This is a genomic window from Sporosarcina sp. E16_8 (assembly GCF_017347095.1).
Lineage (GTDB): Bacteria > Bacillota > Bacilli > Bacillales_A > Planococcaceae > Sporosarcina.
Genome location: NZ_JADPRZ010000041.1, coordinates 1 through 25,795 on the forward strand (window position 1 = coordinate 1; position 25,795 = coordinate 25,795).

General features: G+C 41.7%; 22 protein-coding genes. 6 read left to right on the top strand and 16 right to left on the bottom strand.

Annotated features, from left to right (window positions below; all coding sequences use genetic code 11):
- Positions 1-327 precede the first annotated feature (327 nt).
- From I2484_RS16715 to I2484_RS16770, 12 genes are all read right to left on the bottom strand, one after another.
- Positions 328-1,848 carry a tetratricopeptide repeat protein gene (locus I2484_RS16715; protein ID WP_207152194.1) on the bottom strand — a complete coding sequence of 507 codons (1,521 nt, stop codon included), beginning with the start codon at positions 1,846-1,848 and terminating at the stop codon, positions 328-330.
- An 85-nt stretch (positions 1,849-1,933) separates the two neighbouring features.
- On the bottom strand, positions 1,934-2,458 hold the full coding sequence (locus I2484_RS16720) for an acyltransferase (RefSeq protein WP_207152195.1): 525 nt from the start codon (positions 2,456-2,458) through the stop codon (positions 1,934-1,936).
- Positions 2,455-3,108, bottom strand: a complete 654-nt coding sequence (gene ppaX, locus I2484_RS16725; protein WP_207152196.1) for a pyrophosphatase PpaX — start codon at positions 3,106-3,108, stop codon at positions 2,455-2,457. The genes I2484_RS16720 and ppaX overlap by 4 nt, the downstream gene beginning before the upstream one ends.
- Positions 3,101-4,045 (bottom strand): nucleoside recognition domain-containing protein, encoded by a 945-nt coding sequence (locus I2484_RS16730; RefSeq protein WP_207152197.1) that lies wholly within the window; start codon positions 4,043-4,045, stop codon positions 3,101-3,103. Before I2484_RS16730 ends, ppaX begins: the two co-directional genes overlap by 8 nt.
- 15 nt (positions 4,046-4,060) lie before the next feature.
- A complete protein-coding gene (gene lgt, locus I2484_RS16735; RefSeq protein WP_207152198.1) occupies positions 4,061-4,870 on the bottom strand; it encodes a prolipoprotein diacylglyceryl transferase in 810 nt (269 codons plus the stop codon).
- Between the two features lie 30 nt (positions 4,871-4,900).
- Entirely contained in the window at positions 4,901-5,827 is a 927-nt protein-coding gene (gene hprK, locus I2484_RS16740; RefSeq protein ID WP_207152199.1) for an HPr(Ser) kinase/phosphatase, read from the bottom strand.
- A gap of 282 nt (positions 5,828-6,109) precedes the next feature.
- Entirely contained in the window at positions 6,110-7,312 is a 1,203-nt protein-coding gene (locus I2484_RS16745; protein ID WP_207152200.1) for a DUF4097 family beta strand repeat-containing protein, read from the bottom strand.
- A gap of 85 nt (positions 7,313-7,397) precedes the next feature.
- Positions 7,398-10,271: an excinuclease ABC subunit UvrA gene (gene uvrA / locus I2484_RS16750; protein ID WP_207152201.1), complete on the bottom strand. Its 2,874-nt coding sequence runs from the start codon at positions 10,269-10,271 to the stop codon at positions 7,398-7,400.
- Positions 10,272-10,277: 6 nt separating this feature from the next.
- Positions 10,278-12,260, bottom strand: coding sequence for an excinuclease ABC subunit UvrB (gene uvrB, locus I2484_RS16755; RefSeq protein WP_207152203.1), 1,983 nt, complete (start codon positions 12,258-12,260; stop codon positions 10,278-10,280).
- Positions 12,261-13,096: 836 nt separating this feature from the next.
- Complete coding sequence (locus I2484_RS16760) at positions 13,097-13,333, bottom strand: IDEAL domain-containing protein (protein ID WP_207152204.1); 237 nt, start codon at positions 13,331-13,333, stop codon at positions 13,097-13,099.
- 149 nt (positions 13,334-13,482) lie between these two features.
- Positions 13,483-14,694 (bottom strand): ABC transporter permease, encoded by a 1,212-nt coding sequence (locus tag I2484_RS16765; protein WP_207152205.1) that lies wholly within the window; start codon positions 14,692-14,694, stop codon positions 13,483-13,485.
- On the bottom strand, positions 14,678-15,427 hold the full coding sequence (locus I2484_RS16770) for an ABC transporter ATP-binding protein (protein WP_186672108.1): 750 nt from the start codon (positions 15,425-15,427) through the stop codon (positions 14,678-14,680). The genes I2484_RS16765 and I2484_RS16770 overlap by 17 nt, the downstream gene beginning before the upstream one ends.
- Before the next feature lie 422 nt (positions 15,428-15,849).
- Here I2484_RS16770 and I2484_RS16775 point away from each other — a divergent pair, with 422 nt between their 5' ends.
- From I2484_RS16775 to I2484_RS16795, 5 genes are all read left to right on the top strand, one after another.
- Positions 15,850-16,275 carry an HIT family protein gene (locus I2484_RS16775; RefSeq protein ID WP_207152206.1) on the top strand — a complete coding sequence of 142 codons (426 nt, stop codon included), beginning with the start codon at positions 15,850-15,852 and terminating at the stop codon, positions 16,273-16,275.
- A 113-nt stretch (positions 16,276-16,388) separates the two neighbouring features.
- Positions 16,389-16,913 (top strand): tryptophan transporter, encoded by a 525-nt coding sequence (locus tag I2484_RS16780; protein WP_207152208.1) that lies wholly within the window; start codon positions 16,389-16,391, stop codon positions 16,911-16,913.
- A gap of 168 nt (positions 16,914-17,081) precedes the next feature.
- Positions 17,082-17,444, top strand: a complete 363-nt coding sequence (locus tag I2484_RS16785) for a YtxH domain-containing protein (RefSeq protein ID WP_207152210.1) — start codon at positions 17,082-17,084, stop codon at positions 17,442-17,444.
- A gap of 277 nt (positions 17,445-17,721) precedes the next feature.
- On the top strand, positions 17,722-18,330 hold the full coding sequence (locus I2484_RS16790; RefSeq protein WP_207152212.1) for an HTH-type transcriptional regulator Hpr: 609 nt from the start codon (positions 17,722-17,724) through the stop codon (positions 18,328-18,330).
- 60 nt (positions 18,331-18,390) lie between these two features.
- Positions 18,391-18,576, top strand: a complete 186-nt coding sequence (locus I2484_RS16795) for a hypothetical protein (protein ID WP_186672118.1) — start codon at positions 18,391-18,393, stop codon at positions 18,574-18,576.
- An 83-nt stretch (positions 18,577-18,659) separates the two neighbouring features.
- Here the strand turns inward: I2484_RS16795 and I2484_RS16800 are convergent, their stop codons facing one another.
- Complete coding sequence (locus I2484_RS16800) at positions 18,660-18,761, bottom strand: YjcZ family sporulation protein (RefSeq protein WP_207152213.1); 102 nt, start codon at positions 18,759-18,761, stop codon at positions 18,660-18,662.
- A 144-nt stretch (positions 18,762-18,905) separates the two neighbouring features.
- On the opposite strand from I2484_RS16800, the gene I2484_RS16805 reads away from it, so the two are divergent.
- Complete coding sequence (locus I2484_RS16805) at positions 18,906-19,805, top strand: peptidylprolyl isomerase (protein WP_207152215.1); 900 nt, start codon at positions 18,906-18,908, stop codon at positions 19,803-19,805.
- Between the two features lie 807 nt (positions 19,806-20,612).
- Here the strand turns inward: I2484_RS16805 and yhaM are convergent.
- From yhaM to I2484_RS16820, 3 genes are read right to left on the bottom strand one after another with little or no spacing between them, the layout of a single operon-like run.
- Positions 20,613-21,551 (bottom strand): 3'-5' exoribonuclease YhaM, encoded by a 939-nt coding sequence (gene yhaM / locus I2484_RS16810; protein WP_207152217.1) that lies wholly within the window; start codon positions 21,549-21,551, stop codon positions 20,613-20,615.
- A complete protein-coding gene (locus tag I2484_RS16815; RefSeq protein WP_207152219.1) occupies positions 21,548-24,448 on the bottom strand; it encodes an ATP-binding protein in 2,901 nt (966 codons plus the stop codon). Before I2484_RS16815 ends, yhaM begins: the two co-directional genes overlap by 4 nt.
- A gap of 9 nt (positions 24,449-24,457) precedes the next feature.
- Positions 24,458-25,678: a metallophosphoesterase family protein gene (locus I2484_RS16820; RefSeq protein WP_207152222.1), complete on the bottom strand. Its 1,221-nt coding sequence runs from the start codon at positions 25,676-25,678 to the stop codon at positions 24,458-24,460.
- Between the last annotated feature and the right edge of the window lie 117 nt (positions 25,679-25,795).

Sequence of the window (25,795 nt, forward strand, 5' to 3'; positions counted from 1 at the left end):
TAAGGCGCCGTTCAGCTCCGACAGGCATAAGACGGTTTGCGAGGAGGCGTACTTCAGCCCCCACAGCAAAACGACTTATGACCCGAGGAGTTGGCGCCTGGAGCTAGACACCAAGAAAAGCGCAACGCGCCTAAAAGGAATGCAGCTTAAGTACGCCACTTCCTGTGGCAACAAGGAGGGATGTAGTTCAATCCCTCCCAGCTGCATGACCTACATCCTGTAGGCCCCCGACAGGCATAAGTAATCCAGCGACGTGGCGCTCTCTTTGCCACATAGCTGGATTACTTTCAAGGAACCTAGCCTTAGTACGCCGCGTACGGTAGGCCCTTAGGCATCAAATTGTGGTAAATACTCAATCAATTCTCCGACGTATTTTGTCAGTGTTGGGACTGATACACCGAATTCCTTGGCAATCGCTGTTTTCGTTACATCCGGATAACGGGATGACTGGAACATATAATCTGCTGCGGCTGCAAGTGCCGCCGGGTTTCTAAACAAATATGAACGACTTAATGCAGTCTCGCATAGGGTGAACCACATTTGAAACAGATGAGATGCTTGTTTATCAAGCGGACAATATTTATTGTAAAGCAAGTCCGTCGTTTCAAGCGCCCGCATAAATGACTTATCAAAGTTGGTTTCTGGCATGAACTCATAATCGAGACCACTTGCCAAAAAAAGTCGCTCATAGTCACTTAATTTTTCGATTTCAATATAAGATGGATGTGAGATGATTTCTTGCTTATGACCCGACTTTCCAAGAAGATAATACCCAAACATCCTTTCACTTCTGTAGGCGTTGGTAATCTTATTCAGGAGAAACTCCCGATCCTGCTCGAGTGAGTCAGATGTGATAATCTCTTGGACATCTTTCCACGGTTCGTAACCAGCCTTCGAAGGATCCAGTTCAATCAGTGTTGCATAGGCTTCTCTCGCCACTTTTTCTTGTCCAGAGAAATAAGCGGAATGCGACAGCCAGAAGTAGTAGCCTGTATCCCCTTCAAACCCTCTCTTTTGTAGACTTCTGAGCCAATTATAGGCTTCTTTATGTCTGCCAATAAGCGCAAATGTCGCGCCGAGTTTATAGCGATTTTCAAATTGATACGGTTTAATCTTCACGAGTAAAGCAAGTAGAGATTCTAATTCCTCTTCCTTTTTTTCGTAATAATAAAAGACCGCAAGATTACAAAGTGCATGGATATTTCCTTTATTACGTTTTAACACATCATGAAGTAACTTACTGGCCTGGTCGTTTTCCCCGATATAAAAATAGGCGAGCGCTAAATTATTGTAAGCTGCCCAAAATTCCGGATAATCGACAATAATCGACTCAAGCAATTCCACGGCTCCCTTGAAATCACCCGACTCCATAAGTCTTCGTGCTTTTTCCTGTAAAAAATACACTTCGCCGTCCGGCATTTCATCATCATTAAATGACTCTTCCTGTTCCGCGAAATCAATGATTTCCATTGAATCATCAGCAAATGGACCATCGGGATCTATTAATATATATTTTTCTGCATACATTTTTGCATCCCGTAGCATACCAAGATGAGCGTGTATTTCAGCCAAGTAAAATATAATTTCCTCTTCCGTAGGTGCGAGTGAGTTTGCTGTCATTAGCAGTTCATGCGCTTCCTCAAAACGTCCCTCTTCCATAACGAGCACGCCATACTCCATGAGTATTTTCCAATCTTCAGGGCTAAGCTCTGACGCTCTTTTTAAATACCGCTGTGCATCTTCAAAACGATCGCGTTGCATCGCCTGAATCGCTTTATTATAATAAAATTCACCGTCTGGAATGAACGAAATAATTTTTTTATCGTGCTTCTTACGTAGTTTATCCAATCATATTCCCCCGAAAAAATAAGAAGGAACGCAAAGCACGTTCCTTCTCGTATTATCCCCCATTATACCATAAGATACATCGGCACTATCCGTTTTCATTTTTTTTTTGTCGTTCAATCATCTGCTCTTGCGTAAAAATGATTTTAACTGGATTGCCACCAGCAAAAACACCCGGTGGGATATCACGGTTTACGAGGGAAGCAGCGGAAACAATTGCCCCATCTCCTATTTCTACTCCGGGAAGAATTGTCGTATTTGCTCCAATTAATACGTTCTTTCCAATTATGACATCTCCTATACGATACTCATCTATTAAGTATTCATGCGCAAGAATTGTCGTATTGAAGCCAATGATTGAATTGTCGCCTACTTTTATCCGCTCCGGAAACATGACATCAGGCATCACCATTAGGGCGAAAGACGTCTTATTCCCGACTTCCATTTTCAAAAACGTACGGAACAAAAAATTCTTCAGCGGGATGAAAGGTGTATACCTCGATAGTTGGATAACAACAAAGTTTTTTGCCACTTTCAAAAAAGGGACCGTCTTGTAAATATGCCAAAGTGAATTTGCATCTCCACTTACTAAATGTCTTTCAGTACGTCTCAACCTTTTTCACCTTTGACCAGTTGTAATAGTTCCGAAATATGCTGCAACATGTAATCTGGATTGAATGTTTGTAAAAAGGCTTCCCCTTTTGCGGACCATGCAACACCCGCCGTACGAACACCCGCATTTTTTCCACCTTCTATATCATGGTAGTTATCACCGATCATAAGGGCTTCATCCGCGGTAGCTCCTAATCGTTCAAGCGCTAGTAAAATCGGTTCTGGATCTGGCTTCGTTTTCGTAACATCCTCCATCGCAACGATAACGTCAAAGACCCCCTCCACATCAAGAAGGCCTAACCCCTTCATCACCATATCTTTTCTCTTTGTAGAGACAATCGCCATCTTCATGCCCGCTGCCTTCAACAACTTCATCGTTTCAGACACACCATCGAACTCGCTAGAAAGTTCATCATGCATCGATTTATTCCACGCTCTATATTCTCCAATAAGTGCTTCTGTATTTTTAGGATCAATCGAACCAAATGACTCATGTAATGTTGGTCCTAGAAACGGTAGTATATCGAGTCGTTCATATTTCCCAGGGTAGTTTTTTTCAAGGACAAACTGGAATGTCTGGATGATCAATTCATTCGTATCCAGTAATGTTCCGTCAAAATCAAATAGTAGTGTAGTAATTGGTTTAGCCATCTGCAACCGGAACCTCCTTCTTTTTCTGTTGCTCAGCCCGTTTCCAGACATACGCGACAATGATCGTCAGCACGAAGGCTGTTACGACCCTGATAATCAGTAATGGCAGAATTGGAATGCCAAGTGGGATAAAGATCAGTGTATCTTCTATAACTGCGTGACAAGCAACGAGGAAGATGAATGCTAGTGTTGCGTCCTTCTTGCTCACACCATCCTCTTGTACAGCCTGAATCATAACGCCGGCACCATAAGCGAGGCCGATAACGAGACCTGCGACAAGCGTTGTCGAAGCATTCGGTTGTACACCAATTACTTTTGTAAATGGTGCAACTTTCTCTGAAAACTTCTGCAAATAATGACGATCCTTCAATAACTGGACAAAAATCATTAACGGTATGACGATTAAGGCAAGTTGTAAGACGCCGAATGATGCTTTCTGTACGCCAAGCAATCCAATTTCCAACCATCCATCTGGTACAGCTGTAATTTGCGGAGCCATACCGTAGCGCGCCGTCTCCCCTCCGCCTTTCCATAACAAATTGATGACGATACCTGACAGTATAGCTAGCCCATACCGAACAACAATCACGATCCACAGTTTCACACCGACTTTCAGTGCAACACCTGTTTCAATGAATATATTATGCGAAAATGACAGCATGACAGCAATGATGAATACTTCCTTCACAGTCATTTCCAACGATAAAATACCCGCGATTGCAGCATACAAATTGAGCGTATTACCAAGTACTAACGGAATCGCTGCTTCTCCACTAAGACCGAATATCCCCATAAACGGTGCAACCAGTTTAATAAGCCATGGTAACACCGGTGTATGCTGTAAAATGACGACGAGTACTGTGATTGGAAAGATGATTTTCCCCAGCGTCCACGTTGTCAGAAGTCCCGCCTTTAACCCCTTTTGAAGCGTCCCCATTCCCTAAACCCCTTTTTATTTATCTTTATAGTTCACATTTACTTTTTGAACATATCTTCTCACTATGAATACCACGATTGCCACAATGATTGTGATGACCGATACTAGCTGCGCCGCCCGTAGTTCACCGATGACATATAAACTGTCTGTTCGCATCCCTTCGATGAAGAAGCGCCCAGCAGAATACCAGACAAGGTAAAATAGAAACATTTCGCCACGCTTCAAGCTCACCTTGCGCAACCAGATAATGATAATAAGCCCCACAATATTCCACATGGATTCATAAAGGAATGTCGGATGATACGTCACACCTTCAATCGTCATCTGATTCATAATCCAATCAGGAATAATTGTTGTTTCAATGAACTTTTCTGAAACAGGACCTCCGTGCGCTTCCTGATTCATGAAATTGCCCCATCGACCAATAATTTGGCCAATCAGTAGTCCAGCTGCTGCAATATCAACCACTTTCCAGAATGAAATACCTCTCTTTTTCGTGAAGAAGTACGTCGTAATGAAGGCACCAATTAATGCACCATGGATAGCGATACCGCCCTCCCAAATTTGAATAATTTGTGCCGGATGGTCTTTATAATAATCCCACGAGAAAATAACATAGTAGATTCGCGCACTAATGATCGCGATTGGAACAGCCCAAATAAGCAGATCCGTCAAAAAGTCCGGATGCATTCCGCGCTTCACCATTTCCTTTTGAACAACAATAAATGCGAGTACAATCCCCAGTGCGATTAAAATCCCATACCACCTAACTTCCAGCGGACCTAATGAAATCGCAATCGGGTTTATTGCCAGTACATTAAACATGTATCAACCTATCCTTTCTCCATCAAACATTTACTTTCGATTCACTTTAATTTCAGCAGCAAGTTTTTTCGTAAACTCCTCTGCTGCATTAACACCAAGCTTCTTCATGCGGTAATCCATTGCTGCAACTTCAATAATGACAGACAAGTTACGTCCTGGTCTTACCGGCACAGTTAGTTTCGTCAATTCCGAATCCATTATTTTCATCTTCTCTTCATCAATACCTAGTCGGTCATAAATCTTATCCTGGTCCCAAAATTCAAGATCGATAATAATTAAAATTCGTTTATCACTCTTCACGGCACTGGCTCCGAACAATGTCATCATATCAACAATCCCGACTCCACGGATTTCAAGCATATGTTCAAGTAATTTTGGTGCATTTCCAATCAATACATTTTTAGCTACCTGTCTAATTTCCACAAGGTCATCAGCCACAAGTCGATGACCCCTTTTCACAAGCTCAAGAGCTGTTTCACTTTTCCCCACACCGCTCTTGCCCGTGATCAGTATCCCTATTCCATAAACGTCTACAAGTACCCCATGAATGGCTGTCATTGGTGCAAGCCTGCCGCTAAGATAATTCGTTAGCATACCCGAAAATCGTGTCGTCGGAACATCCGATTTCAAGACAGGAATACCTTGACTTTTGGCGGCCTCAATCAATTCAATCGGCACTTCCATTTCATGTGCCACAATGATGGCCGGCGTGGTTTCTGAACAAAGTCTTTTCATCCGATCTATCCGTTCCACTTCGGTTAAATTGGCAAAAAATGATAGCTCCGTCTTACCCAAAAGTTGAACGCGATCCGCTAGATAGTAATTGAAATAACCAGCCATTTCAAGTCCAGGTCTTGAAATATCACTTGTATGTATTTGACGCTCAATCCCCACTTCTCCTGCGCATAGCTCAAGAAAAAGATTTTCTTGAACATCCTTTACTGTTACATAAGACATTAACTCGCCCCTTTTCTATATAATCCAAACGTCTATACCCTATTTTACCATGCCCATTTTCAAATGAAATGATTTAGTGCCGAACCTGTCCACTACTAAACTCTATTTTTCTATGTAGGGGATAAGGAGGGGATGATTTTAACGACACCAATGATTGATGCAGGGCATGGCCCCGTGACAGTTGGAAAACACTCAACAGACGGACTATTGCAGGAATTCAGCTTCAATTAAAAAGGACTGTTGCTACACCGATTCCGGTGTAGCAACAGTCCTTTTATTTCTTTATTCTTTTTTAGCGTTATAACAAACGAGAACAGAGCCCGTTTTCGCTTCACCAAAAATTTGTAGTGGTGATGAATTTCCTTCAACGTCCTTTTTAAAACGGATTGTCCGATGTAGCAATTGTTCCTGCTCAATAGTCCGATCGACATCATCAAGCTTCAAGTCCAATCGCCCCATATTGGACGCAATTTCCCCTGATAGAGCAACGCCTGCTGGAATGTAAATTTCAACTGTACCGCTTATCGTTTTTGCTTCGATTTTCTCTGCTGCCGGATCTGTCGTTGTAACCACGACATGTCCGTTTAATGATTGTGCCTCCACATCTTTCACAGCACCATCGATGTACACGCGCCCGTTCAACGTTTCTGCTTCAATTGTAGTAGCAGTTACACCGTTCAGACCGATTGAGCCATTAACGGTTTCGAATTCACCATTTTTGAACGTCAATCCAGCGATTTCAATTTTCCCGTTTGCAGTCTTCACTTTTACCTTTTCAGCCGTTGCATCTTTCATTTTAAATGAGCCGTTCAACAAACGTGCGGAAATTCTCGCGTAATCCTTTTTCGGAATGAATAATTCAACATTTACTTGAACCATTTTCAAATCGCTTGAAATTCTAATTTTCCCTTCGTCATTAACGAACAGTAGCTTATCAAGAAAATCTTTTTTCGCTTTTTCTTCTGATTCACTATTATAGGTTTTCACCGTAAAATCTGCTCGTACTTCTTCTGTTTCACCGGTATGGATTGTCACTTTACCGTTGTCGATATCGATGATGACTTCGTCGATTTCGGTTGCGGGCTTAGTGATTGTATGATCGAACGTAACTGTATTGCCAAATGGCGAATCAAATTCGAATGATTTCACTTTTTGAACAGCCGTCTGCATGAATTGCATGAATCTGTCTCCAACGTTCGTAAAGTCCTTAGTCAAATCTTCAAGGAATTCATCCATGGAAGGCTGATCTTGATCCTTGTCTTCGATAATTGGCTCAGCCTTTTCGAATGGATCCACTTTTTCTTGTTGTTTTGGTTCACTATATTGTTTTTCCAAATCTGGTGCCGCTACAGTGGTCTGTTTAGCCTCAGTGTTTTTTTCCACTTGACCAGTTTTCCCTACTGTTTCTAGAAGTGTCAATGCTTCCTCGGTCGTGATCGTACCGTTTTCCAGCATTGCTAAAATCCGTTTCCGTTCATTTTGCATCATTACGCCTCCTAGTATTGTGGTGATCCGGATTTCTCCATTATTTTATTACTAACTATATATACGAGTGGGTGTGGAAAAGGTTTCATTTCGAAACTTTTTCTGCATCTTCAATCATCATTTTCATTCGTTTTCGTTCACGCTCAAGAACTGGTTTTAAATAATAACCTGTATATGAAACTGTGGATTCCGCCACTTTTTCAGGCGTACCTGTCGCTATAATTTGCCCGCCTTTATCACCACCCTCAGGCCCTATATCGATAATGTAATCGACAGTTTTAATGACATCCAAATTATGTTCGATAACGAGTACCGTATTCCCCGTATCGACAAGGCGCTGCAATACGATAAGTAATTTGGCAATATCATGGACATGAAGACCTGTCGTCGGTTCGTCAAGAATATAAAACGACTTTCCATTGGAGCGTTTGTGCAGCTCAGAAGCAAGTTTCACCCGCTGCGCTTCACCGCCTGATAATGTCGTTGCCGGCTGTCCCAGATTAATATAACCTAGGCCAACATCAACAATCGTTTGGAGCTTACGGCTAATTTTCGGTATATTTTCAAAAAACACGAGCGCATCGTCTACTGTCATAGCAAGTACGTCCGCAATGTTTTTCCCTTTATAAGTTACTTCGAGGGTTTCTCGATTATATCGTTTCCCATGACAAACTTCACAAGGTACATAGACGTCCGGTAAGAAGTGCATTTCGATTTTAATGATTCCATCGCCACGACAAGCCTCACAACGCCCCCCCTTAACGTTAAAGCTGAAGCGCCCTTTTTTATAACCGCGGACTTTAGCTTCGTTCGTAGAAGCAAACATATCTCGCACATCATCAAACATGCCTGTATAGGTCGCGGGATTGGATCTCGGCGTCCGTCCAATTGGGGACTGGTCGATTTCAATGACCTTTTCAAGCTCTTCAAGCCCTATAGCAGATTTATATTGCCCCGGTTTCTGCTTAGAACGATTCAATTTCTGAGCGAGTACTTTGTAAAGTACTTGATTAATAAGCGTACTTTTCCCCGATCCTGAAACGCCTGTCACAGCTATGAATTGGCCAAGCGGAATATCTACATTTACATTTTTTAAATTATTTTCAGATGCACCTTTAATGACGATTTTTCGTCCATCTAGTTTGCGTCTTTCCAATGGCAGTGGGATGAATTTCTTGCCACTCAAATATTGACCCGTCAGCGAATTAGGGTCATTCATTACTTTTTCAGGTGTACCTGCAGAAACGATTTCTCCCCCCGCAACACCCGCACCAGGTCCGATATCAATTAAATAATCGGCAGCCATCATCGTATCTTCATCATGCTCAACAACAATCAATGTATTGCCGATGTCGCGCATACTTTTCAACGTACCGATGAGCCGATCATTATCCCGCTGATGAAGTCCAATAGATGGTTCATCTAAAATATAAAGAACGCCTGTCAGTCTTGAACCAATTTGAGTTGCCAACCGAATTCGCTGTGCTTCCCCGCCAGATAGCGTTCCTGCCGCCCTTGATAACGACAAATAATCGAGTCCAACATTAATAAGGAATCCGAGACGCTCTTCAATTTCACGTAATATAAGCTTTGCAATTTGTGTATCTTTTTCTGACAGCGCAAGATTTTTGAAAAACTGGTCTGCCTCAGTAATGGACAATTCCGTCACCTTTCCAACATGGACGCCATTCACTTTTACCGCGAGCGATTCTTCCTTTAAACGGTACCCAGCACATGTTGGACACGGCCGCTGTGACATATACTTCTCCATCTGTTCCCGGATATAATCTGAAGAAGTTTCTTTATAGCGACGCTCTACATTTGCCAAAACACCTTCGAAGTAGATATTGCTATCGCGCGTGCCACCAAATTCATTTGTGTAGCGGAAACGAATTTTCTCATCATTTGAGCCATTTAATATTTTATCAAGTTCATCGTCTGGCAATTCACTTACCGGTACATCCATGGATATGCCGAAATGATCCGCGACAGTTTTTAAGAGTTCCGGATAGTATTGCGAACTTGTCGGTTCCCACGGCGCAATCGCATGATCTTTTAACGACAGCGTTGGATCTGGCATGATTAATTCCGGGTCTACTTCTTGCTTTGTCCCCAGCCCATCACATTCCTGACAAGCACCAAATGGACTGTTGAATGAAAACATTCTCGGTTCAAGTTCACCAATTGAAAAACCGCATAATGGGCAAGCATGATGTTCACTAAACAAGAGTTCTTCCCCGTCCATGACGTCAACCAACACAGTTCCATCCGCGAGACGAAGCGCCGATTCAAGAGAGTCACTCAAGCGTGCCGCAATATCTTCTTTCATAACAATCCGGTCGATGACAACTTCTATCGTATGCTTCTTGTTTTTGTTCAATTCAATATTGTCGTCGAGGTCTATGATTTCCCCGTTGACACGAATTCGTACATACCCTTGTTTCTTAATATCTTCGATTAATTTTACATGCGTTCCTTTACGACCGGATACAATCGGTGCCAGAACTTGAATACGCGTCCGTTCCGGTAATTTCATTAGGCGGTCAACCATTTGTTCAATCGTCTGAGACGAAATTTCCGTTCCGTGAATCGGGCAGATTGGTTTGCCTACTCGCGCATAAAGAAGACGGAGATAGTCGTATATTTCCGTTGCAGTTCCTACGGTCGAGCGGGGATTGCGGCTCGTCGTCTTTTGATCAATTGAAATTGCCGGCGATAGTCCTTCAATGACATCCACATCCGGCTTGTCCATCTGACCTAAAAACTGCCTTGCATAAGAAGATAATGATTCAACGTACCTCCGCTGCCCTTCCGCGTAAATTGTATCGAAAGCGAGCGAAGATTTCCCCGACCCTGAAAGTCCTGTCATGACGACTAATTTGTCACGAGGAATATTTATGTTAATGTTTTTCAAATTATTCGCTCTTGCGCCTTGTATGATGATTTCTTTATTCTTCATAAAACCCTACCTTTCAGCCTTCAATTCCATGATTGTATCCCTTAGTTCGGCAGCTCGTTCGAAGTCGAGCGCTTTCGCCGCTTCTTTCATCTCTTTTTCCAAAGTGACAAGAAGTGTTGTTTTTTCATCTTTAGTCAATTTCTTACCATGTGTTACTTTTTCTAAATAGGAAATCGCTTCTTCTGATACTGCCGTTGCACGAATCACATCACGGATTTCCTTTTTGATTGTCGTCGGGGTTATGCCATGCTCTTCATTATATTTTCGTTGAATATCCCGACGTCGCTCCGTTTCACCAATTGCTTTCGCCATGGAGTCCGTCATCTTATCTGCATATAAAATGACATGTCCATTGGAGTTACGAGCAGCACGGCCCATCGTCTGAATAAGTGCCCGCTCTGAACGAAGAAATCCTTCTTTATCTGCATCCAAGATCACAACAAGCGAAACTTCGGGAATATCTATCCCTTCCCTTAAGAGGTTAATCCCCACTAGGACATCATATGTGCCTATTCGCAGTTCTCGTAAAATCTCAATTCGTTCAAGTGTCTTAATGTCAGAATGAAGGTATTGAACTTTAATACCAATTTCCTTCAAGTAATCGGTCAAGTCTTCGGACATTTTCTTTGTTAACGTCGTAATTAGAACTCGTTCATTATTTTTCGTTCGTTCTCTAATTTGACCTATCAAATCATCAATCTGTCCTTCAATCGGACGGATTTCAATCGTCGGATCTAGGAGTCCAGTCGGGCGGATAATTTGTTGAATCATTTCTGGAGTATGCTCGATTTCGTAAGGACCTGGTGTCGCAGAAACATAAATCGCTTCGTGGACATGGTCTTCGAATTCTTTGAATGTCAGCGGTCTGTTATCGAGTGCCGATGGTAGACGGAAACCATGGTCAACAAGGACGTTTTTCCGTGCCTGGTCACCGTTATACATGCCACGTATTTGCGGTAGCGAGACATGACTTTCATCTACAATAACGAGAAAATCATCTGGGAAATAGTCAAGCAGCGTATACGGCGTCGCCCCGGCAGGACGGAGTGTTAAATGGCGTGAGTAGTTTTCGATACCAGAACAGAAGCCCATTTCCCGCATCATTTCAAGATCATAGCGTGTCCGTTGTTCAAGACGCTGCGCTTCCAATAGTTTGTCCTGAGCGCGAAATTCTTTCAAACGTTCTTCCAGTTCAATTTCGATATTTTCAATTGCTTTGACCATTTTTTCTTCACCAGTAACAAAGTGAGATGCCGGGAATATGGCAACGTGTTCACGTTCACCAAGAATTTCACCTGTCAGTGAATCCACTTCGCGAATCCGTTCGATTTCATCGCCGAAAAACTCGATACGCAAGCATTTTTCATCCTGAGATGCCGGCAATAGTTCAACAACATCGCCGCGTACCCGGAACGTACCGCGCGTGAAGCTTACGTCATTCCGCTCGTATTGAATATCAACAAATCTACGTAGCAGTTCATTGCGTCCAATCTCCATTCCCGGACGGAGAGATACCACATGTGCACTGTATTCTTCTGGGGAACCTAGACCATAAATGCAGGACACAGAGGCAACAATGAGCACGTCATTCCGTTCAAATAACGAAGATGTGGCAGAGTGACGCAATTTATCAATTTCGTCATTGATGCTTGAGTCTTTTTCAATAAAGGTGTCGGTATGTGCAATATACGCTTCTGGCTGATAGTAATCATAGAAACTGACGAAATATTCAACTGCATTATCAGGAAAAAACTCTTTAAATTCACTATATAATTGACCCGCTAATGTTTTGTTGTGAGCCATAACGAGTGTCGGTTTGTTAATCTCCGTCAAGACATTTGAAACGGTAAATGTTTTTCCAGTCCCGGTCGCACCGAGCAAAGTTTGGTGCTTCTCACCTCGGTTATGTCCTTCTAATAGTTGTGCGATTGCAGACGGTTGATCGCCTTGTGGTGTAAAAGGGGCTTGCAAATTGAATTTTCCGACCATCGGAAGCACCTCCAGTATCAGTTAAATCTATCTTATCACTTTACCCATCTTTTGACGAGCAAAAAGCGAACGTACGTTTTTTCCAATTTCCCACGTTTGCCGACTAACCATTTAGTTACTTAAAATACTGGTGAGAAGGGCTTGATGACCTTCATTTTCACTGGACTATTTTCGGCCCGCTTACGGCTAACGATTCATGACAGATTTACTAAGGGTCCAAATGTGGCTAGAAATAATACTGTTGCGAATAGTTGCCTGTCTCGTTCCTACATTGTTCAAGAGAAAAATGCAGTTGTTTTGGAAGAATAGAATAGATGACATTCTATGGTGAGTGTAAGTGCCCGAAGATACAATTTCGGGCACTTTTGCACGTTGTACAATGCGGTCATTGCTTACTTCTAGCAAAGAGTATGCATGTACTCCTGTGATGCCTACTAGAAAGTGACATTTTTTTAATAAATAAAAGAAAAAACTATAGAGAAATTTTCAGCCGCCAAAATTGCATCTTTGGCGGCTTTTCCCCAGATAAGAAGCCAGCTATTCTTTCGTCCCAAAAAGCTTCAGCACTTTGTGTACTCATGCTTTTGGAGCAGGGCGAATGAAGGACTATCATACGATTACCGAAAAGACTGTGTAGGGATGCGACAACTCGGTACTATTATAGAAGTCATTCAATCCTGAGCAATCCAAACGCAACTATGCACGTATCCCCCAGTGTGTGATCAAGTTATTTGCTGTTTACTTTGGTTAATCAACAGACGTGCTAATTTCCTTTTCTATAAACACACAGAAAAAAACGCTGCATGTCTATTCAACATGTAGCGTCCTTGCATTTTTCAATCATTCTCTTCTAGTTTGCCAAGTCTTTCTGAATTCATTAGAAATGCGCTTTCATCCCGACAATCAAGCGCAAGGTCAATCAATCCCAGAATCCTACTCTTTGTCTGCTCTCTGTGTATGTGCTTCAAAAAAAGGTCCAAATAAATTTCATTCAGCAGTTTTTCCGCTTGAAGCGATAAACTGTTTTTCCCTACGGCTTTTAAAAACTCGGCATATGAATAATTGTTCTCCATCCCTATCACCCCTGATGCCTTTTATTTAGTATATCTAATTTCAGAGATAAGTTGCAAGGTTTATTGGAATATTCTATTTTTATATTTAGTCATATTTTATAAAGAAACGCCCCGCCTGCAATTGTGAACTGCAAACGGGACGACTTTTCTTATTCATATTCTTTTTTCTCCACTGTCAATCTAATCGTAGCCTCAGAGATGATGAGGATGACAGCCCCGACAAGGAATGTTGTTACAGAAACCCCGTACAAATACAGTGCAGCACATACGACTACTGCCGCCTGAATCCATTGGACTGTACGAACGATTTTTTTAATTGCACCTGGACGGGTGTCTTCCTTTTCGGGAAACAGCTTATCCATCCGAAATTCGTCCCCCGCCCGCAATGCATGGATAAGTTGTACTGCAGAGGCAAATGCAAGCGCCCCTGCGAAAATGAACACGACAATCGGGAACGGGATGAAAATCGCTCCAAGTACTGATAAAGCAGTGAGCCTTACCCATAGCCAAAAAATATCATCTGTTCGTATAAATGTGCGTCTGATTAAATACAGTTGTGCAACAGGCTTGCCGAAGTTCGGAGCTCCCATCACAAAACCGAGCCACGCCCTTCTACTAACAGATCCTTTCAAATGCGGGACGTCTGTGAAGTAGTTGGCAAAACGGTAAAAACGCATCATCCGGTTCTGTTCGAGTGAGATGAAATGATCGTAAGGAAACGGTTTTAGCATCCTCTTTTTTCGCCAATGCAAGTTGTACATAGCAATAAGTACAGCAATAACTGGAAGTATAAGAGGACTTCCCGTAAGACCGACATAAATTATGGTCCCCGCCAATAAAAAACGGATGGTCCTATCTAGCCAGATCCCCTTGCCATCCAGAGCATGTCTGAAATTATATTCCGACTCAATGAATACGCGCTTAATGACCAGCAACAAAATTGCGATGACGATGTACTCCATCTTCGATCCGGTCCCTGTAGCTGAAAGTAACGGCAACGCAACAATAAATAAAATAAATGGTACTGGCAATTGTGAATAAAAGCTCCAACTCAAAGCCCGTTTCATATACGTAATAAGCTTTTGTTCCAGTGGCAGGAAATAAACCGTGTCCGCAGGTTTTAATAGCGTCACTGGCGGCGAAAAGGCCAGCGCTAGTCCAAGTATGATAGCCGTTAGCAGCGCCGCTGGGAACTCTGCTGGCACTTCCTTCAGCCATTCGCTATACGTATAGCCCCCCGCCCCGATTGTGAAGACAAGGACAATTGCCAAATGACCTGTAAATACATACTTCAAATACTTTTGGAGCTCGGTTATATAATGGACGAACCGGGATCCCCATATTTCACGCAAATTGTTCATTGTCAGTTTCCTCTGTCATCGCAATATACAAGTCATCCAGTGATGCGCCAGGACGTCCAAATGCCTTTCTCAAGTCATCCATCGTCCCTTCTGCTCGCACCCGTCCTTCGTGCAGCAAAATGATCCTGTCGCAATGTTTTTCCGCAGTTGCCAATACATGCGTTGACATGAGAATAGAAGCCCCATTTTCTGTTCTCTGCGTCATTTGCTCTAAAAGTGATTTAATGCCTATTGGATCGAGGCCGACAAACGGTTCATCGATAATATATAATGATGGATTAACGAGGAAAGCACACATGATCATTACTTTTTGTCGCATGCCTTTTGAAAAATGCGCTGGGAACCAGTTTAGGCGTTTCTCCATCCGGAATTCCCTTAGTAACTCATCTGATCGTGCTTCAAACACTTCTTTATCAAGGTCGTATGCCATCGCTGTTAGTTCAAGATGTTCCCTCAGCGTCAATTCTTCATAGAGTATCGGCGTTTCAGGAATATAAGTGAACGCCTTCCTATACTTTTCGGGATCTTCACTGAATGTCACCCCGTTAACACGAATTTCTCCCTTATGTGGATTCATTAATCCGATAATATGTTTAATAGTTGTACTTTTCCCCGCCCCATTTAGTCCAATCAGACCCACTAACTCACCATGTCCGATGTTAAATGATAAATCATACAGAACCGGTTTACGTGTATAACCGCCTGTTACATCTTGTAATTCAAGAATTTCCATATCCATCCTCCATTCTTCAATTCATTTTAGCAAAAAACGGTTTGAAAAGCTTTCTCCTTCATACAACAATATTGAATCACGTCTGTATATAACCACTTTCCGCCATAAATCACTAGTGAAAAGGGCATGAATACCTTCATTTTTACTGAACCACTTTCGGTATACTTTCGGCAAAATAATCACAACAGATTTACCGAGGGGGTCAAGTGTGTCCATGCTTTTGAAGAGCGACGGATGAAGGACCACCATACAATTACCGAAAGAGTGTGTAAGGATGCTACATCAAAATATCGCGGTAATGGTATAGAGGTCGTTCGGTCCAACCATACATGCAGCGCCTACGTAAGTTTACCGTCTTCATTATTTCAACCTCTATCTTAAATTATGCTACACTTGTCCCAATCATGAAAAGGAGTGTTCAAATGACTAACTGTATTTTTTGTAAAATCATTGAAGGAACGATCCCTAGCGTAAAAGTTTATGAAGATGAGCATGTACTCGCCTTCATGGATATTATGCCTGTAACTACAGGCCATGTCCTTCTCATCCCGAAGACACATCGTGAAAACATCTATGATTTAACTGCTGAAGAAGCAGCCCAACTATTTTCCGTCGTACCCAAAATTGCCAATGCGCTGAAAGATGAATTCAAACCAGCCGGAATGAATTTATTGCAAAACAATGGCGCATTTGCGGGGCAAGCCGTATTCCACTCCCATCTGCACTTCATCCCTCGCTATGATGAAACCGACGGATTCCAACCAACTTTTGAAACAAAGGAATCTGAAACAAATGTGGAACGAATTCAGGAGATTGCAGCTGGAATTCGACTAAAGTTAGAACAATAAGCTTGCAAATTATCTGAATACCGTGTAAGATTCATAATAAGTTTTTCGCTGTCGATCATGAGGATACGTCAGGAAAAACTCAAAAAAACAGATGAGCCGAGGAGAGATGAGAAATGAATACGAAAAGTCTTGTATTAATGTCATTATTAACTGCTGTAGGTGCTGCATTGTACCTAATAATTCCACCAATTACTGGCGGTATGAAACCCGATTTCATGCTGACAATGATGTTTATCAGCATATTCCTGTTCCCTGAAGTACGCAATGTATTTTTACTTGCTGGAACAACAGGTATTATTTCAGGTATTTTTTCAAACTTTCCCGGGGGCTTCATCCCCAATGTGATTGATAAGTTCATTACTGCATTTGTAATCTATGCAATTATCATTTCACTGAAAAAAATTACAGGTAACTTGATCGCTTCCACTGTTGTTGCAGGTATTGGAACTGTATTGTCAGGAACTATCTTCCTTTCAATCGCCATTTTCATTCTTGGAGTCGATTTACCGTTCGGTGGTTTATTCTTAGGGGTTGTACTTCCAGCTGTTGCCATGAACGGAATTGCATTTTTCTTGATCTATCCGATTGTTAAAGGTTTGGTTAAGAGATCCTCGTTTAAAACTGCATTTTCTAATTAAAATTATAGTGAAAGCTTTCCGTCTCCAAGAGGAGAGCTTTTTTTTGATACCCAGTCGCGTCTGAACAGGCCGCTTGCGCTTGTTTTTATTGCTCAAGTACTTTTTAAATGTTTTAATAAAACTAGAGTAAGGAATACTATTCATAACTAAGAAGGAGTGTATTATATAATGAAAGCTTCTACATTTTTCATCGGACTCGCGGCTGGTTCAGTTGCGGCCGCTGTTACAGTATTGTATTCGACTCCCCAATCGGGTAGCCAACTTCGGACATCAGTCAAGGATGCTTCAAGCGACATGAAATTTTTGTTCAAAGATGTAAAGGTAAAAGTCGATGATCTTAAAGAGTCCATTGCCCATCTTACAAAAGAAGCGAAAGAAACTGTTCCAACAACAATTGATGACATTAAAGGTTCAGTAGAACAGTGGCAACATTCAACTGAACCTAATCGGGAACGCATGGAAAAAGAAATTGCAGCAATCCAAACCGCTATTGAAGAACTTGAACAGAACTTCGCAAAACAGCAAAGATGAAATTAATCTCCATTTAGTAGGAGTATTACAGACCGTTAATACGAGATAATTTAAAAGTAAATACAACCTACCATTAAGGAATGCGTCAACTCTCTACAAAAAGCCTATACTATATAGGTTTTAACTAGTGAATACGGTCGCATTCCTTATTTTCATGAAAGTTTATCTTCTCTACCATTATTGAATCAAAAGCTTTTTTCGCAATCTTTACTTTTCTCTTCTTTGCTTTCCTGCTATAATAAAAGAAGCGGAAAAATATAGAGAGAAGGTGTTTCCAATGTCAGATCAAAAGTACTCTCCGAAAGAAGCAATGATTTTCAGTCAAAGGGTTGCACAGATGTCAAAAGCACTTTGGAAAGCGGTAGAAAAAGATTGGCAGCAATGGATAAAACCTTATGACTTGAATATTAATGAGCATCACATTTTATGGATTTCTTACCATCTTCAAGGTGCCACTATTTCTGACATCGCTAAATTCGGAGTCATGCATGTTTCGACGGCATTCAACTTTTCGAAGAAACTGGAAGAACGCGAGTATTTACGATTTTATAAAAAAGACGATGATAGAAGAAATACATATGTTGAAGTTACAGAGGCAGGGGAGAAACTGCTACTCGAGATGAATATGAACTACTATGATTCTAAACATGATATTTTAGAGGGTTCACTCCCTATTAAAGACCTTTACGGAAAGTTCCCAGAATTCCTCGAAGTTATGTCCGTTGTTCGAAACATCTATGGGGAAGATTTCATGGAAATATTTGAACGTGGTTTTGAAAAAATCAAAGAGTCATACGATGACTCCACTGGTGAAATGATTGCTATAGGTCCTACGAAGAGTAATGAAGAAGTAAAAAAAATGGTATCTAGCGCAGAGGAAAATTAATTTCATTTTAGAGGAACTTCTGCTATGATTGCCTTGGGAAGTTAAAGAGGAGGAATAGATTTGATCCTTATTATTACAATTCTGTTCTCGTTATTATATCTGTTTCAAATCAATAAAATGACGTATGCACTTTGCGAATCTAAGGAAATCCCTGAAGAGAAGCAGCAGAAAATATTCACGACTGTTAACGTTCTTGTAACCATATTAATTGTTTCATTTTACGTCGAAATTCTGTTACAAGTATAAAAAAGTCCATTCCCTTTTTTACGGGAAATGGACTTTTTCCATTATCGAAGCCTCAGCGCCTAACGCTTAGAGCTTTTCTTGAATTAATTCAGGAAGGCTGCACCGACAATGATTAATAAAATGAACAAAACAACAATCAACGCAAATCCCGAAGTACCATTGGAACCTTGGTCGTATCCGCTCATAGGAGCACCCCCTCTCTCTCTGTATCCTATGCGTAAAAATCGACCCGTTGTAGGCAGTATATTCTTGCGGTACCTTTTTGTTTTAGAATTGTTTATATGTTATAATGTCTACTGTTGCACATAAAAGTTAGGGGAGATTTCAAAATGAAAAAAACTATTTTAGCACTTACAATGGCCGCATCTGTACTTGCACTTTCAGCGTGCAGCGACAAGAATGCCGGCGATGAAGTACTTGTCAAATCAAAAGCCGGAAATGTAACACAAAGTGAACTTTATAACGAAATGAAGGATGCGCAGGGTGAACAAACATTACAACTACTCGTCCTGGAAAAAGTACTTGATGCTAAATATAAAATTTCTGATAAGCAAGTTGATACAGTAGTCAATGATATGAAAGAACAATTAGGCGAAGGTTTCGACGCTTATGTCGCTCAACAAGGTCACACTGAAGATAGCTTGAAAAAAATCCTTCGTATCAATTTGTTACAAGAAGCTGCTCTTACTGATGGCGTTGAAGTAACAGATAAGGAAATCGAAGAACGCGTTAAAATGATGGCTACAGAATTGAATGCAAAACACGTCCTAGTTGCTGATGAAGAGACTGCCCTTAAAGTCAAAAAGGAACTCGAAGGCGGAGCTGATTTTGCTGAAGTTGCGAAAAAGTATTCGACTGAACCGGCTGCAAAAGAATCCGGTGGGGATCTTGGGTGGTTTGGCTACGGTAAAATGGTCAAAGAATTCTGGGAAGGTGCATATGCACTTGAAGTAAACGCAATCAGTGAGCCGGTTAAATCGGAACACGGATTCCATATAATTAAAGTCACAGAAAAACGTGACATCGAAGCTAAGAAAATGACTAAAGAAGAGAAAGAAAAACTCACTAAAGAAATACAACTTGAGAAGGCAGATCAAAGTACAATTATCCCGAAAATAGCTAAGATCATGAAAGATGCTGATGTAAAAGTTGAAGATGAAGATTTGAAATCAGCACTTGATATATTCTTGGAAGAACCAAAAGAAGAAAAAAAAGAAAAAACTAAATAATACCATTTAGAATTTCGGACTCCTTTTTAGGAGTCTTTTTTTTATTACTCTGTATCACGCCTGTTGATTAATCAAACATAACCAGCAAATAACATTGTGCTACGTGTTTAGTTGCATTTGGCTTGCTTTGGATTGAACGACTACTATACCATTATCGAGATGTCTGGTTGTGTAGGGATGCGACTTTGTCGCATCCCTACACAGTTTTTTCGGTAATCGTATGGTGGTTATTCATCCGCCCTGCTCCAAATGCAAAAGTACACGAAGTACATTTGGAGCTTTTTGGGACGAAAGAATAGCGGGCTTCTTACCTGGATAAAAGCCGCCAAAGATGCAATTTTGGCGGCTGATGCTTTCTATATAGTTTTTTCTTTTTTACTAGTAAAGAAGTGTCGCTTTCTATAAGGCATCACATAATTAGATGCATACTCTTTGCTAAAAGTAAGCAAGAAGCACATTATACAACGTACAAGAGTGCCCGAAATTGCATCTTCGAGCACTTACACGCTCTATAGAAAATCATCTATTCATTTCTTTCAAAACAACTGCATTTATCACTTGAAAATTTTAGGAACGCGACAGGCAACTATTCACAACAGGATGACTGAAGAAAGTGTGGCTAGATGTGACGGAGTCACTTCTAGCCACACTAGGCCCCCCCCCCAGTAAATCTGACATGAATAGTTAGCCGAAAGCGGGTCGAAAATAGCCCAGTAAATAATGGGGGATATCAAGCCCTTCTCACCAGTACTTTATGCAATTAAATGGTTTATCATCAGACCTGACTATGTTTATTCAACGTATATGTCATTCAATCGATGGTTTATAAAATGACCTGTTATCCAGAGGGAAAATTCTCTCAGTGAACTCACCAGGAGTCGTCTTGCCAAGTGCGCGGTCCAGCATATTCATCTTCGCATCAATGTTATCGATGTAATGAAGAATTTCCGCTTCTTTCAGCATAGGACGTTTCGGGCTTCCCCACTCTTCCTTGCCATGGTGAGATAAAACCATATGTTGCAACAGCATGACTTCTTCACCGGTAATTTCTAGTTCGTCAGCCGCCTTTGAAATTTCATTGACCATAATTGTAATATGACCTAGAAGATTCCCCTCAATCGTATATTGCGTTGCAATTGGACCTGAAAGTTCAATTACTTTCCCAACATCATGCAAAATAATTCCCGCGTACAATAAATCCTTATTGAGTGACGGATACAGATCCGCTAACGCTTTTCCAAGTTTCAGCATGGAAACAACATGATCGATAAGACCCGATACATAGTCATGGTGATTTCGTGTTGCAGCAGGGTACGTCATGAAAGCTGTCTGATGTTTTTTCAATAAATGACGCGTAATTCGTTGAATTTGCGGGTTTTGCATTTCAAAGAAATACTGCATCAATTCTTCGTATAGCACTTCTTTACTTGTTGCCGATGACGGAACTAAATCAGCAATCGACACGCCCTCATCCTCTTTTACGGGACGTATACTTTTGATGCGCAGCTGGTTTTTTCCGCGGTATTCATGTACTTCTCCGCCAACTTTGACAATCGATGCTGCGGCATATGTCTGCGCGTGCTCATCTGTCGTATCCCATAGCTTCGCTTCAATATCACCGCTTTTGTCTTGCAAGATAAGCGTCATAAACGGTTTACCTTGTGTGGTAACTCCTTTTGTTGATTGCTTAATAAGCAAGAAAATATCAAGCGGCTCACCTGTATTATATTCTGCAATTTTCTTCATAAGACCATCGCTCCCCGTTCGCTTCCAATATCGGAAACGTTTAGTATTGTTGCCCCCTGCCATTTATCCTTCATCACTTCGTGGCATGTGAAATAAATGAACTGATGCTTGTTTTGTAGATTGTCTAGTAGTTCAATCATACGCGAAAGTCGCTCTTCGTCAAAGTGAACGAATGGATCGTCCAACATTAATGGAAAAGGAGCAGTACTCACTATAGACGCAGCAAGTGCCAACCTAAGCGAAATATAGGCTTGCTCTTTTGTAGCCTGGCTTAGTTCTACAATTGGATAACGCATTCCACTTTTCGCCAATACTTCGAAATGACCTGTCTCCGTTATGCTAAGTGATTCATAATTCCCACCCGTCAGTTCACAGAACAATTTTTCTGCCGCTTCAAGTACTTCAGGCAATTTCTTTTCTTTCAACTCCGCCATTGTCCGACTAATTGCTTCAGTAATTGCTTTGCGCTCGGACCATTTTTTTGCAAGTTCTGCAAGCTCCGATTTTTTCATTTCGAAGAGTTGCAGTTTACGACCATAATTTTCATCTGTAAGTAGTCGTTCCGTTTTGTTAACAAGTGCGGCCTTGTCATTGATTAAGCCATTTAGCCTTTCGCTAATCGACGATAGTGTTGCGCTATTATCATTCACTTTTATTCGCAGCTCATCATCCATAACTCCCACTGGCAATTCAAGAGGGCCATGTGAGGCTAATTGAGCATCGACATCCTCAAGTTGTCCCATTAGACGAAACACTTCCTGGTGCCTATTGTATGCCTCGTAAAAGGCCTCTTCCGTTTCTACTGCCGCTTCAGCAAGCAGATCATGCACTTTTTCCAGCAATGAGTTTGCAAAGCTAGATGTATCTTTAAGCGCTGATTCTTTTCGTTCCAAGGCAGCTGTCAATGATTTGATTGTTTCTGCTTGTTCATTCAGCTGAATGAATTCCCTTCTTAGCATCTCATAAATAGCTTCTTGCGGTGCAGATTTCCGCATTATTTTTTCGGCTTCTGCTAACCGTTCAGCAATCTGTTGCTGAGTCGTTTGTCGCCTTAATACAGCATCATTCAACTCTCTAGTAACTTCCTGAACCTCTCGAATCATACGGAATATTTCCGGGATAATCCCGGTTGAAGGAATTTCTTTGAAACCATAAAGCCCTAAAAAATTGGCCAATTCCAATTCAATTTCCCGCCTATTGCCATAGGTATTTTCAAGCTCGGATGTCAGCGTTTGGTATTTCCTTTCAAGTACCATAAATACTTCTTGTAACTCTTCTTTCTTGCGTTTGTACATGCCAATTCGCTCTGCCAGTTCTTCCATTTTGTGCTCATTGCCATCATATGCGGCAATGATTTTTTCCATCTGCTGCAGTTTCGATGAATCGGGCGCTTGATCCTGTTTCTTTGAATACAGAAGGATGCCTAATCCTATAACGCTAACACCAGCTATAATTATGAACCATTCTTTTTGGATGAAACCGAAAACAATAAATGCGATTGCAAGTACGACAAGAAGTGCAGGTATCATCAGTGATTTCTGTTCAGCTGGTCGTCCACTTAATGAAACATAAGCTTTCGCTTCAGCAAGTTGCTGGCGGATTTTGGGCCACTGCTGTACACGTTCCAATTCCTCTACAGCAGGCGCAGTGCGTTCGATACTACCCATTTCAGTTTCCGTATCAGACAACTCATTTTCCACTTGGACAAGTTGGTGATTCACAAAGCCTATTTGCTGATCGCCTTCAGTAAGTTCTCGTATAATTTTGTGCATCTGTTCTTCCTTTTGGATTGAAACATCAGCCTCGAAAATAGATTTTTCCGCTTCAAGCCCTTTGACACCAAGTCTGTCGAGCAGACGTCTCTTTGAACTAGTTAACTGACTCACGTTATCTTCTTCAGAAGTAACCGCTGTTTGCCACCTATGCCACTCTGTTTCTTTCCCCAGTAAAATTTCAAGTTCAGCAACCCGTTCAAATTCATGCTGTTCAGGCATTCCTGCCACTATCTCTTCTAATTCTTCTTCCAACCGTCGTTTAGTAGCTTTGGCTTCCGTTAACTTCCCAGCAAGCATTTCATAGCGCCGGATACCATCTGCCGGAAAGGTTGCTGCACCTAATTGCGACAGCCTTGCATCCAATGCCTGTTTTTTTTGATGAAGGGGGAGCAGCTGTCGCACAAGAGCGAGCTTCTGTGAGTCTTTCATAAGTTCCGTTTCCTGTTCTCGCAACTCTGTAAGTAAGTCATCGATTTCCCGTATTCGTTCAATTGAAGGTGCATATTCGCCCACTTTTTGCTGCTCGTCTTTCAGCTCTATTTCCAATTCCCGAAGTTCCATGATTTTGACGTTCATCTCCGGAATTCTTCCCGACTTTTTGAACAAATCTCCTAGCTCTTTTTCCATTCGGTTTCCAAGCTGTAACAAAGAATCAACACCAGTGGTTCCCGAGGCAAGAAGTGTCCTGCTTAATTCGTCTTCATCCATTCTTTCGAACCCCTGCAACTGTAACAATGAGAATGAAAAAATGGATTCGAATGAAGCGCGGTCATACTGGCGAAGTAGCGTGTTCAATTGCTCTTCTCCACCCCTTGTTCCATCCTCGAAATAGACGGTAACATCACCAGCAGATTTCCCACGGATCCGTTCGACGATGCATTTTCCATATGCCTCATCTACAAGATGCACTTGCCCGCCATACTTGCCGCCCGATTTCGGTTCGTAGCGTAATAACACACTATTTTTTGGGGGAAATCCAAATAAGATATGCAAGATGAACTGCTGAATCGTTGTTTTCCCAGCTTCATTCAATCCATATAAAACAGTAATGCCCGGTCCCAAATCCACCGTAACATTTTCATGTTTTCCAAATCCATAAATGTTCAGTTTTTCAATTTTCATATGAACACCTCATTCCATTCCTGACATTTCCGCCGCCAACAATGCTGTTGCACCGGCTTTCACTTCATCGATTTCATCCTCAGTCAAAACGTCTACATATTTAACTCCACGCGCATGCTGGTAAACATCTTTTAAAACATCTTTCCAGTCTTCTTTTGTCCAACCATCAATCATCCCAGCAACTGATTGCATCAGTGCACTTGATGCAATAGATGGATTCAACTGACTCGCAAATATAATCTTCTGCACCCAGACATAAGGTTCGCTTTCACCCACAAAATCACGTAGGACCTCCAACCATTCTCCCTCGGGCGATTGACTAAACAGATTCGCAGCATCACTATCGATATCAGTCATTAATAGCTCAACAATACCAGCACCATTATGCTCTTTGAATGACTCCAGCGCTTCCGAACATGCCGTCAGCCACTCATTCGCATGGCTCATTCCTCCACAAGACAATTCGAGTCTATCAAAGACAATTGCCGATGCTGGGATGAAATGAAGCGACGATCTTGTTTTCGAGAGCTCAACTTCATAGAACCCCTTTGTACCACGCTCATTGCGATGACGTCCCTGTAAATTTCCCGGATAAACAATTGGAGGCGATTCATGTAGCTGTTGCCTCACATGGATATGCCCGAGCGCCCAGTAATCATACTGCTTCGCTAGCAACTCATTTTTAGAGAATGGCGCATAAACTGCATGTGTTTCATCTCCCGCCAAGCTACCATGCAACATTCCGATATGGAACGCATCATGATCATCAGCAACTGGATAACGGTCAATCACTTTATCACGGATATGCCGTTCCTTATAACTGAAGCCATAAATCACTACATCCCGTCCGTTTACACTGATCTTTTTCGCTTCAACATTGTCATCGAAGACATGCACATTTGACGGTAGGTCAAATCGTGTCCACCTTCCACCAAGATGATCGTGATTGCCGTGTGAAATGAATACGGGAATGCCTACTGCATCCAACTTCACCATTCCTTCCCGGAACTTCATCTGCGTGCGCAAACTCCGGTCTTCCCCATCGTAAATATCTCCCGCTATCAAGATGAAATCTGGTTTTGTTTTGATAGCGTGCTCAATTAATTTATTGAAGGCCGCAAAGGTACTGTCACGTAAACTGTTCAAACGTTCTGTCGGCAAGCCTGTCATACCTTTGAATGGGCTGTCGAGATGCAGATCTGCTGTGTGGATAAATCGGATTGTTGACAAGTGGGAACCCTCCTTCATTCGACGAATACTTGTTCTTATTTTAGCATAAATAAAAAGACTCTGCGAATTAATCAGAGTCTTTTTACAAAAGGGTAGAAAGTATAAATTTTTCGACCT